Below are 11,393 nucleotides of genomic sequence, written 5' to 3'. Positions count from 1 at the left end.
CCGCCAGCCCCAGTTGGGATCGGCTGGTCCGACCAGGTGTCAGGCGGCGGGCGTCAGCAGAGGATCCAGCCGGTCGAGCGCGAGACGCCCGCGATCGAACCGGTGGCCCGTACACAACGGTTGAGCGCGTGGACGGTGACGGGTCCCGCCTGGCGGGTGAAACTGCCCTTGTCGACCGCGGCCCGGCCGCCGCGCGCCTGGAGCGAGATGGACATGACCCGCCGCGCGCCGGGCTTGCTGGCGACCGTGACGGCGCAGGCGTACTGCCGGTTCTTGTAGATCCGCAGCTCGCCGGTCGGGAACTTGACGGTCTTCAGCGGCCGGCCGCTGCACGTGGAGGCGACGGCCTCGGCGTGTGGTGCGCCCGGTCCCGCCAGCGTGAGAGCACCTGCCGCGATGAGTACGGCGACGCCCTGCGCGAGTAGCCGCCGTCCCCGTCGTTTGTTTCCCGCCCCGTCTATGTTCCCCGTTCCACCGAACACGCTCGCACCCCTTTGTCACGGCTCCGTACATGCGTACGACGCAGCCGGGCCTCCTACGGTTGCGGTACTCGGCGATCCGTCATACGGCGGCGGGCTCGTCCTCCCCGATGAAGGTGCGCCAGAGCGTGGCGTACGGCCCGTTCAGGGCGAGGAGTTCGTCGTGCGTACCGTCCTCGACGACCTTTCCGCGGTCCATCACCACCACGCGGTCCGCGCGGGCAGCCGTGGTCAGGCGGTGGGCGACGACCAGCGTGGTGCGGCGGCCCGTCAACCGGTCCGTGGCCTGGTTCACCTGGGCCTCGGTGGCCAGGTCGAGGGCCGCGGTCGCCTCGTCGAGCAGCAGGATGTCCGGGTCGACGAGCTCGGCCCTGGCCAGCGCGATCAGCTGGCGCTGGCCCGCCGAGAGGTTGCGGCCGCGTTCGGAGACCTCGTGCAGGTAGCCGCCGTCGAGGGTGGCGATCATGTCGTGGGCGCCGACCGCGCGGGCCGCCGCCTCCACCTCGGCGTCGCTCGCGCCGGGGCGGCCGTAGGCGATGGCGTCCCGGAGGGTCCCCGCGAAGAGGTACGCCTCCTGGGGGACGACGCCGAGCCGGTGCCGGTACGCCGTCAGATCCAGCTCGCGCAGATCGGTGCCGTCGGCGGTGACCCGCCCGCCGGTCGGGTCGTAGAACCGCGCGACCAACTTGACGAGCGTCGACTTGCCCGCGCCGGTCTCGCCGACGAAGGCGACGGTCTGGCCGGCCGGGATGCGCAGGTCGATCGAGTTCAGCGCCGCCTCGTCGTCCCCGTACGCGAAGTCGACGTCCTCGAAGGCGATCTCGCCGCGCAGCGAGCGCACGTCGAGGGGCGCCTTCGCGGTGGCGGTCGATGTCGGCTCCTGGAGGAGCTCTTGGATGCGGCCCAGCGACACGGTCGCCTGCTGGTATCCGTCGAAGACCTGGGAGAGCTGCTGCACGGGCGCGAAGAACAGATCGATGTAGAGGAGGTAGGCGACCAGCGCGCCGGTGGAGAGGGTGCCCGCCTCGACCCGGCCCGCACCGACGATCAGCACGGCCGCGGCGGCCACCGAAGCCAGCAGCTGAACGAAGGGGAAGTAGACCGAGATCAGCCACTGGCCGCGCACCCGGGCCTCGCGATAGCTGTCGCTGCGGCCGGCGAACCTGTCCGCTCCGTCGCGCTCGCGCCGGAAGGCCTGCACGATCCGCAGCCCCGACACGGACTCCTGGAGATCGGCGTTGACGACGCTGATGCGTTCACGGGCCAGTTCGTAGGCCTTGACGCTCTTCTTGCGGAAGAAGTACGTGCCGACGATCAGCACCGGCAGGGTCGCGAAGACCACCAGCGCCAGCTGCAGGTCGATGACGAGCAGGACGACCATGATGCCGAAGAAGGTGACCACCGAGACGAACGCGGTGACCAGGCCCGTCTGCAGGAAGGTGGACAGGGCGTCCACGTCCGTCGTCATCCGCGTCATGATCCGGCCGGTCAGCTCGCGCTCGTAGTAGTCGAGTCCGAGCCGCTGGAGCTGCGCGAAGATCTTCAGGCGGAGGGAGTAGAGGACGCGCTCGCCGGTGCGGCCCGTCATCCGGGTCTCGCCGATCTGCGCCAGCCACTGCACGACCACACTCGCCAGCGCGAGAAGGGACGCCGCCCACACAGCGCCGAGCGCCAGCTGCTCGACGCCCTCGTCGATGCCGTGCCGGATCATGACGGGCAGCAGCAGGCCCATGCCCGCGTCGGTCGCCACCAGCAGCAGGCTGACCAGCAGGGGCAGACCGAAGCCGTGCAGCAGCCTGCGCAGGCCGTAGGTCTGCTCGGCGCGTACGGCACGCGCTTCGTCGATCTCGGGGGTGTCGGTCGCCGGGGGCAGCGCCTCGACCTGAGCCAGCAGCTCGGGGGTGGCGCCGGGTGCCGCAGACTCCTCGGCCCTTTCCTCGCGCTCCCACAGGCGCGGCGTGATGCCGCGCTCGACGTCGAACTCGGCGTCCAGCTCGTCTCGTACGGTGTTGTCCTCTTCCGGTTCCGCGGCGGGCAGCGGGGTGTGGCCCGGTGATACGCCGCCGAGCTCGTCCGGGTCGGTCAGCAGCCGCCGGTACAGGGCCGAGCGCCCGGTCAGCTCCTCGTGTGTACCGATGTCGGCGAGGCGTCCGCCGTCGAGAACGGCGATCCGGTCGGCGAGGCCGAGCGTGGAGCGGCGGTGGGCGATGAGCAGGGTGGTCCGGCCCGCCATGACGCTGCGCAGCGCCTCGTGGATCTCGTGCTCGACACGGGCGTCCACGGCCGAGGTGGCGTCGTCCAGGAGCAGCAGCCGGGGATCGGTGAGGATCGCGCGGGCGAGCGCGATGCGCTGGCGCTGGCCGCCGGAGAGGGTGAGGCCGTGTTCGCCGACCTTGGTGTCGTAGCCCTGGGGCAGCTCGGCGATGAAGCGGTCGGCCTGGGCCGCGCGTGCGGCGGTCTCGATCTCTTCCTGGGTGGCGTCCGGCTTTCCGTACGCGATGTTCGTCCGCACGGTGTCGGAGAACAGGAAGCTGTCCTCCGGCACCAGGCCGATGGCGGCGCGCAGGGATTCCAGCGTCAGCTCGCGCACGTCGTGGCCGCCGACCAGCACGGCGCCGTGCGTCACGTCGTAGAAGCGGGGCAGCAGCAGCGAGACGGTGGACTTGCCGCTGCCGGAGGAGCCGACGACGGCGACGGTCTCGCCCGGCCGGATCTCCAGCGAGAAGCCGTCCAGGACGGGGCGCTGCTCGTCGTATCCGAAGGTCACGTCGTCGAACTCGACCGTCGCGGGCGCGTCCGCCGGGAGTTCCTTGGTGCCGTCCTGCATCGTCGGCTCGGTGTCGATCAGCTCCAGTACGCGCTCGACACCGGCGCGGGCCTGCTGTCCGACCGTCAGCACCACGGCGAGCATCCGGACCGGGCCGACGAGCTGCGCCAGATAGGTCGAGAAGGCGACAAAGGTACCGAGGGTGATCTGCCCGCGGGTGGCCAGCCAGCCGCCGAGCGCCAGCATCGCGACCTGCCCGAGCGCGGGGACGGACTGGAGGGCGGGGGTGTACTTGGCGTTGAGCTTGATGGTCCGCAGGCGTCCCGCGAAGAGTTTGCGGCCGACCTCGCGCAGTTTGCCGGTCTCCTGGTCCTCCTGGCCGAAGCCCTTGACCACGCGTACGCCGGTGACGGCGCCGTCGACGACGCCCGCGACGGCTGCGGCCTGGCTCTGCGCGTACCAGGTGGCGGGGTGCAGCCGGACGCGGCTGCGCTTGGCGATGAACCAGAGGGCTGGGGCGACGGCCAGGGCGATCAGGGTGAGCGGCAGCGACAGCCACGCCATGATCACCAGCGAGATCAGGAAGAGCAGGATGTTCCCGATGGTCATCGGGAGCATGAAGAGCAGGCCCTGGATGAGCTGGAGGTCGCTGGTGGCGCGGCCGACGACCTGGCCGGTGGAGAGCTCGTCCTGACGGCGGCCGTCCAGACGGGTGATCGTCCCGTACATCTCGGTCCGCAGATCGTGCTGGACGTCCAGGGCGAGGCGTCCGCCGTAGTAGCGGCGTACATAGGTGAGGGCGTAGATGACCAGGGCCCCGACTATCAGCAGCCCGGTCCAGACGGCGACTGACCGTGTTCCGTCACCGATCACGTCGTCGATGACCACCTTGGTGATCAGCGGGACGAGCGCCATGACGGCCATACCCGCCAGCGACGAACCGAGCGCGAGCACCACATTGCGCCGGTAACGCCATGCGTAACCGGCGAGCCTCCGTGCCCAGCCTTGGTCTGCCGCCGCCACGTGGTGCCTCCCGGTCGCCCGATCCAGTTCTGAAATCGTGTTCTGATCTACCGGAAAGCACCAACGCGGCGAGCTGCGGATTTCATCCCGCTGCAACGAACGGACGCCTCAGCGGGTGGCGGAAATCGCGTCCCTCGCCGCCGTCTCCGGGGTGGCCGGCAGGGCCTCCTGCGGAATGGCGGGCGGCGTGAAGACCTCGGCCGACCGGGCTGTGGTCGGGTTGAGGTCCTTGTGGATGGCGCGGGCGACGGCCTGGATGGTGGTGACGCCGTAGTCCATGGTCGCGTTGTCCCACGTCAGGACGGTGATCGTGTAGTCGTGGCCGTTGCCGGTGAAGGCGCCGATGCTGTGGACGCGCCAGCCGTGGGTGGCCCGGGACAGCCAGCCGTTCTTGACCTGGACGGTGACGTCGGCGGGGGCTCCGGCCGGGGTGCCCCAGCGCTGGGAGGTGATGACCTTGCTCATCAGCTTGAGGGCGTACGCGCGGTTGCCGTCGGACAGCACGGTGTTCGGTACGGTCAGCAGCGCGAGCAGCTTCTGCTCGTCACGAGCGGTGATCTGGGTGAGCCCCCAGTAGCCATCGGCGCCGGGGACCGTCTGGGTCATCCCGGCGGCCGTGAGGAAGCTCTTGATCTTCGTCAGGCCGAGCTGCTTCCACAGGGCGCTGGTGGCGGCGTTGTCCGACTTGGTGATCATGTCGTAGGCGAGCGTGAACTCGCGCTGGGTGAAGCCGCGCTTCTGCCGCTGCGCGTCCAGCAGCAGGGCCCCGAGCACGGTCACCTTCACCACGCTGGCCGAGTCGTACTTCTGGTCCGGGCGCAGAACACAACTCGTCTTGCTGACACGGTCGTTGAGGAGCACGGCGGTCGTCGACCTGCGGCCCGAGAGCGCGGCGGTGATGTCGGCGGTCAGCTTGGCGGCGAGTCCAACGGTCTTGGAAGTGCAGGCAACCTGCGGGGTCGCGGCGGCCGCGGGCGCGGTGCCCACTGCCAGCGGCACGAACACGCCCGCGGCCACGACGGCCGAAGCCGCCCGCGCGCGGCGCGATATTCGGTGGTGAGTCATGGAGGCTTCCCTGTCTCCTGGTGCTGTCGCGGGTGCGCCTCTGCGGTGCACCCGCCACACATGACTCACGACTGGCCGAAAAGTTGTATGGGTTAGGTCTCAGTACCCCACTCAGTGCTGCGGAAGGCAGACCGAAAGCCGGTAGAATCGGGTGATTTGGGCGGGATTCTGATTGTCGTCGCTGGCCAGCAGAAGCTGGAGCCGTCCACCGGGTCCTCGCGAAGTGACCGCCATGGCCTCGATGTTGTCCAGCAGCGGATTGGGCTGGGGCTGCTTGGCCGGGGCACCGAGGGACGGGCAGTCGGCGATGTCGGCGAGCAGGGTCTTGCGTACGAGCGGGATCCCGTCCTGCCCCGTGACGTACTCGACACCGCTGACGTCGCCGGCATGCCGCAGGTCGGCGAGATAGATCCGGACGGTGTTGCCGATGCCCGGCGTGAACCCGCGCTCGAGCACGAGCAGCCGGCCGTCCCCGGTGGCGGTGGTCTCGCTGATCCCGAGACCGGCGTCGGCTCGGTACGCGTACTGCTCGTCGAGCCGGAAGTCCTGCTTCGGACTGTGCCGCTTCCAGGTCTGCAGCCGCACGATCCCGGCCCCGTCACCGGTGATCGGCCCCTCCATGGCGGCGACGAGGGTACGGCCGCCGGGGCCCAGCGTCAGTCCCTCGAAGGTGAGATTCCGCGTGGCCCGCCCGGCGGGAGCGACGCGCAGCGCCTCGGGCACGGGGAGGGAGCCGAGTATCGCGCCCTCGCGGCTGTAGCGGCGGATGGACGGCTCGATCTCGGAGCTGATGAGCCGACTGCCGTCCCGCTCGACGACAAGTCCCTCGGAGTCGAGCTGCGCCCCCTTCTCGTCGGCGAGATGCACGACGCTCGTCGGCCGCAGACTTACGCGGTCGAGGCCGAACAGCTCCGAGCGGTCCGAGACCGCCGCGACGGCGCCGTCCGTGTCGACGGCGAGGGCGGAGAAGTTGCCGACGAAGGTGCCCTGGAACTCGGTCTTGTCGAGCGCGTCGGAGTAGCTGTCGATGCTCACCCGGGGCGAGCAACTGCCCGTGCGGGGGCGGGAGTCGGCGGGAGCGGCGGCGCCGAGGCAGGTGGCGACGGCCAGGCCGGCGGTGACGGTGGCGAGTACGGTTCGCAGACGCATGGCGCCACCGTAGGCCGGTGCGGGTTGAGCCCGGGCGGACTTCCCGTGAACGTTCGGCCGCCCGGCCCTAGGGCCTGTCGTTTGGATCAGGCCGGATCAGTGAGCGGGGTCTGGTGCGTGCGATCGCAGGCCGGAGGATGGGGGTCCCCCCGCCGAAGGCAGGGGGAGAGCCGACGCGGAGCGTCGGCGACTGACGACAACGCAGCGAGCGTGCGTGCCAGGGCACGCGAACCCGGCAAGATCCGAACGACAGGCCCTAGGCCTGAGCGGCCGCGAGTTCGCGCGCCGTCGCCATGTCGCTGAAGGGGAGCAGCTGCTCGCCGACGGTCTGATACGGCTCGCTGCCCCTCCCCGCGACCAGGACGATGTCGTCCCGCCCCGCGGCGTCCAGCGCGAAGGCGATCGCCTCGCGGCGGTCGGCGAAGCGCTCGAAGCGGGTGCCGCTCGCCGCGAGACCCGGCGCGATCTGGTCCAGGATCGCCTCGGGGTCCTCGCTGCGAGGGTTGTCCGAGGTGAGGACGCACAGGTCGGAGTGGGTCCCGGCGATCTCCCCCATCTTCGCGCGCTTGGTGACGTCCCGGTCGCCGCCGCAGCCGAAGACGGTGACGACCCGGCCGGTGGCGAAGTCCCGGATGGCGGTCAGCACCTTGTCCAGGGAGTCGGGAGAGTGCGCGTAGTCCACGATCACGGAGGTGCCGCGGGGTGTCTCGAAGCGCTCGAAACGCCCAGGGACCGCAGGCATCCGGTCGAGTGCGGTGACCAGTCCCGTCAGGTCGTGCCCCAGCAGATGGCAGGCCGCCACGGCCGCCAGCGCGTTGGCCACCGAGAAACGCCCGGGGACGGGGATCGCCGCGGGGTACTTGCGGCCCGCGTGGTGGAGGGTGAAGCGCGTACCGAGGGCGTTCATGCTGAGGTCGGTCGCCCGGTAGTCGGCCTCGGCGTCGAGTGCGTACGTCGAGACCGCACCGGGCATCATGGCCCGGATCCCGGCTCCCACGGGGTCGTCCGCGTTGACCACCGCGCGCCGGCACAGCCCCTGGAACAGGCGCAGCTTGGCGTCCCGGTAGTTCTCCATGGTGCCGTGGTCGTCCAGGTGGTCCTGCGTGAGGTTGGTGAAGATCCCGACATCCAGGAACGCCCGGTCGATCCGGTGGGTCAGCAGGCCCATCGAGGTGGCCTCCAGGACCACGGTGCTCACCTCCCGGTCGCGCATGCACCCGAGCAGGTACTGGAAGTCCGGCGACTCCGGCGTGGTCAGCACCGATCTCGGCATCGGGATCAGTTCGTCCCCGATCCGGCTGCCGGCCGTCCCGATGACCCCCGCGCGTGCGCCCGCCGCGATCCGCAGCAGGGACTCGACCATGTACGACACCGACGTCTTCCCGTTGGTGCCGGTGACGGCCACCATGTCCATCGCCCGCCCGGGCTCGCCGTAGTAGCGGGAGGTGACGACCGCGGCCGCCTTGCGCGTGTCCGCCACCCGTACGACACAGACTCCTTCGGCCGACGCCCACACCGCGTCGGGTACCGCTCGGTCGACGAGGACCGCGACCGCGCCACGCGCCAGTGCGGGACCGACGAGTTCGAGTCCGCCCTCGCGGTGCCCGGGCACCGCGATGAACAGCGAGCCCGACGAGACGCGGTGGGCGTCGAAGCAGGCTCCCCCGGTGATCCTCGTCTCCGTATCGCCCAGAAGAACCTCATGGTCGTGCCCGGCCAGCAACTCGCTCAACTTCACAGGGGGTCCTCTCAAGGGTGTGGCTTCGCCGGTCGCCCGGCCGTCGCCGAAGGCGATGCCGATGGCACGCCGAGGAGTCGCGGAGGTGGTGTTCAGCAGACAGAAAGAAGGTGGTGCGGTGTTCCGGAAACCGGAGAGAAGCCCGGGCTGCGCGGAAAGAGCTCCGCGGGCGGGGCGAAAGGCCTAAGAGGGCCGGTCGAGCCGGTCGGGTCGGTCAGCCGTGACCGTGCAGAGCGCGGCAGCGGGCTCCGGGGCCGGAAACGCACAGCGCCCGAGGTGCCTGTCGCAGGCTCTCCCTCAGCGCTTGTGTGCAACCCATGGGTGGAGTGTACGTCCCACGGACCGGCCAGGACTCCGCGCTGCGGCGGACTCGGACGGCGCGCGGTGATCGCGCGGGGCGCACGGGGCGCCGGCGCGCGACATGCCTGCGCCCCGCCGTCTCGGGGGAGTGAACGGCAGGGCGCAGGGGTCGGGGGGCGGGTCGCCTCAGAGGTGTGTCGGGGCGAACATCCGCAGGACCGCCGGGAGCACGACCACCGAAGGGCCCGGCTCCGTCAGGGACTTCGCGAGGTCCTCGGCCAGGGACTGAGGGGTGGTACGGACCGCGGGCACCCCGAAGGATTCCGCCAGGGCCACGAAGTCCGGGCGGGACAGTTCCGTCGCCGTCGCCTCGCCGAAGGTGTCCTTCATGTACTCGCGCAGGATGCCGTAGCCGCCGTCGTCCACGATCAGCCAGGTCACCGGGAGGTCGTACTGGCGGGCAGTCGCCAGTTCCGCGATCGAGTACATCGCGCCGCCGTCGCCGGAGACCGCGAGGACCGGGCGGGTGGGGTCGGCCGCAGCCGCGCCCAGCGCCGCCGGGAAGCCGTAGCCGAGGCCGCCCGCGCCCTGGGCCGAGTGCATGGTGTTCGGGTGGCGGGCGTCGAAGGCGGACCACGCCCAGTAGGCGAGGATCGTCATGTCCCAGAAGCTGGGGGCGTCGTCCGGCAGGGCCTCACGGACCGAGGCGAGCACCTGCTGTTCCAGGGTGAGCTCCTGGGCCGCGATGCGGGCCCCGACCCGGTCCAGGACCGTCCGTACGGATGGGGCCGCCGTGTCGTCCTCGCGCTCCTCCACCGTCTCGAGGAGCGCCGACAGCGCGAGCCGCGCGTCCGCGTGGATGCCCAGGGCCTCGTGGTTGGACTCCAGCTTGCCGGCATCCGCCTCGATCTGGATGACCCGGCCGCGCGGCGCGAACGTGTGGTAGTTCGAGGACAGTTCGCCCAGTCCTGAGCCGACGACGAGCAGTACGTCCGCGGACTCCAGGAAGTCCGTGGTGTGGCGGTCCTCCAGCCAGGACTGGAGCGAGAGCGGGTGTTCCCAGGGGAACGCGCCCTTGCCGCCGAAGGTGGTGACGACCGGGGCGTTCAGCTTCTCCGCCAGTGCGAGCAGCTTGCCGGACGCGTCGGAGCGTACGACTCCGCCGCCCGCGATGATCGCCGGACGAGCGGCGCCCGACAGCAAATGGGCTGCGACCGCGGTCAGTTCGGGGCGCGGCACGACCTCGTGCGGCGTCGCGTCCATGGCAGTCACGACCGGCAGCGCCGTCGGCGCCAGCAGGACGTCCTGGGGGATTTCGACCCACACCGGCCCGTGGGGCGCCGTGAGAGCCGACTCCCAGGCCGCCGCGATCGCCGACGGGATCTGGGACTGGGTGCGGGCCGTGTGGACGGACTTCACCACATCCCTGAACGAGGCCTGCTGGTCGCGCAGTTCGTGCAGATAGCCGTGGCGCCCGCCGCCGAGCCCGGCCGTGGGCACCTGGCTGCCGATCGCCAGGACGGGGGCGGAGGCCGCCGCGGACTCCTGCAGCGCCGCGAGCGACATCAGCGCGCCCGGGCCGGTGGACAGCAGCAGCGGCGCCACCTCGCCGGTGATCCGGCCGTACGCGTCGGCGGCGAAGCCCGCGTTGTTCTCGACGCGCAGTCCGACGTACGAGAGCGAGGAGCGGCGCAGGGCGTCGAACATGCCCAGCGCGTGCTGACCCGGCAGCCCGAAGACAGTCGTCGCGCCGAGACCTGCCAGGGTCTCGACGACGAGATCGCCGCCGTTGCGGCCCGCCGGGGGGTTCAGCGCGGCCGCGGTCTGCGCCTCGGTCGGCCGCAGGACGAGATCGTGGTCGTGCGTCACTGCGCCGCCTTCGCGGCCGCGATCTGGCGGGACATGATCGTGGTCAGCTCGTACGCGGTGTGGGAGGCGGCCACGCACGTGATCTCCGCGTGGTCGTACGCGGGGGCGACCTCGACCACGTCCGCGGAGACGAGGTTGCAGGAGGCGAGGCCGCGCAGGATCTCCAGCAGTTCGCGGGAGGTCATGCCGCCCGCCTCGGGCGTGCCGGTGCCGGGGGCGTGCGCCGGGTCGAGGCAGTCGATGTCGATGGAGATGTAGAGCGGGCGGTCGCCTATGCGCTGCCGCAGCTGGTCGGCGACCTCGTCGGCGCCGCGCCGGTAGACGTCGGCGGAGGTGACGATGCCGAAGCCCATCTTCTCGTCGTCGGTCAGGTCCTGCTTGCCGTACAGCGGCCCGCGGATGCCCACGTGGGACAGGGCGGAGGTGTCGAGGATGCCCTCCTCGACGGCACGGCGGAACGGGGTGCCGTGGGTGTACTCCGCGCCGAAGTACGTGTCCCAGGTGTCCAGGTGCGCGTCGAAGTGCAGCAGCGCGACCGGGCCGTGCTTCTTGGCGACCGAGCGCAGCAGCGGCAGCGCGATGGTGTGGTCGCCGCCGAGCGTCATCATGCGCGCGCCGGTGCCGAGCAGATCGTCGGCCGCGGCCTCGATCGTCTCGACGGCCTCGTGGATGTTGAACGGGTTCGCGGCGATGTCGCCCGCGTCGGCGACCTGCGCGAGAGCGAAGGGCGAGGCGTCCTGCGCCGGGTTGTACGGGCGCAGGAGCCTCGACGCCTCGCGGATGGCGTTGCCGCCGAAGCGTGCGCCGGGACGGTAGGAGACCCCGGAGTCGAAGGGAACGCCGACCACGGCGACATCGGTGGTGCCGACCTCGTCGAGCCGGGGCAGCCGGGCGAACGTCGCGGGTCCGGCGTACCGCGGAATACGGGACGAGTCGATCGGGCCGCGCGGCTGCTCGTTGCTGCTCATGTGAATTGCCTTCTTTCGTACGCTTCGTTGCGGTA

At 71.0% G+C, this 11,393-nt stretch carries 7 protein-coding genes; all 7 read right to left on the bottom strand.

Annotated features, from left to right (window positions below):
* Positions 1-53 precede the first annotated feature (53 nt).
* Positions 54-482 (bottom strand): hypothetical protein, encoded by a 429-nt coding sequence (locus tag OG905_RS26080; protein ID WP_328677735.1) that lies wholly within the window; start codon positions 480-482, stop codon positions 54-56.
* Between the two features lie 79 nt (positions 483-561).
* Positions 562-4,269 carry an ABC transporter ATP-binding protein gene (locus OG905_RS26075; protein ID WP_328677733.1) on the bottom strand — a complete coding sequence of 1,236 codons (3,708 nt, stop codon included), beginning with the start codon at positions 4,267-4,269 and terminating at the stop codon, positions 562-564.
* A 108-nt stretch (positions 4,270-4,377) separates the two neighbouring features.
* A complete protein-coding gene (locus tag OG905_RS26070; protein ID WP_328677731.1) occupies positions 4,378-5,334 on the bottom strand; it encodes a serine hydrolase in 957 nt (318 codons plus the stop codon).
* A 111-nt stretch (positions 5,335-5,445) separates the two neighbouring features.
* Positions 5,446-6,483 (bottom strand): esterase-like activity of phytase family protein, encoded by a 1,038-nt coding sequence (locus OG905_RS26065; RefSeq protein ID WP_328677728.1) that lies wholly within the window; start codon positions 6,481-6,483, stop codon positions 5,446-5,448.
* Positions 6,484-6,739: 256 nt separating this feature from the next.
* Positions 6,740-8,221, bottom strand: coding sequence for a UDP-N-acetylmuramoyl-L-alanyl-D-glutamate--2,6-diaminopimelate ligase (locus OG905_RS26060; protein WP_328677726.1), 1,482 nt, complete (start codon positions 8,219-8,221; stop codon positions 6,740-6,742).
* Positions 8,222-8,707: 486 nt separating this feature from the next.
* Positions 8,708-10,390, bottom strand: coding sequence for a thiamine pyrophosphate-binding protein (locus tag OG905_RS26055; RefSeq protein ID WP_328677724.1), 1,683 nt, complete (start codon positions 10,388-10,390; stop codon positions 8,708-8,710).
* Positions 10,387-11,358: an agmatinase gene (gene speB, locus OG905_RS26050; RefSeq protein ID WP_328677722.1), complete on the bottom strand. Its 972-nt coding sequence runs from the start codon at positions 11,356-11,358 to the stop codon at positions 10,387-10,389. The genes OG905_RS26055 and speB overlap by 4 nt, the downstream gene beginning before the upstream one ends.
* Between the last annotated feature and the right edge of the window lie 35 nt (positions 11,359-11,393).

It is taken from the genome of Streptomyces sp. NBC_00322, assembly GCF_036147535.1.
Classification (GTDB): Bacteria; Actinomycetota; Actinomycetes; order Streptomycetales; family Streptomycetaceae; genus Streptomyces.
The sequence above is the reverse complement of the archived record's forward strand: the minus strand, read 5'-3'. Positions and strand labels throughout refer to the sequence as shown.

What these genes read in the sequence shown, in the direction of transcription:
- OG905_RS26070 (WP_328677731.1), bottom strand. Translation starts at nt 5,334, where the DNA reads ATGACTCACCACCGAATATCGCGCCGCGCGCGGGCGGCTTCGGCCGTC.
- OG905_RS26065 (WP_328677728.1), bottom strand. Translation starts at nt 6,483, where the DNA reads ATGCGTCTGCGAACCGTACTCGCCACCGTCACCGCCGGCCTGGCCGTC.
- speB (WP_328677722.1), bottom strand. Translation starts at nt 11,358, where the DNA reads ATGAGCAGCAACGAGCAGCCGCGCGGCCCGATCGACTCGTCCCGTATT.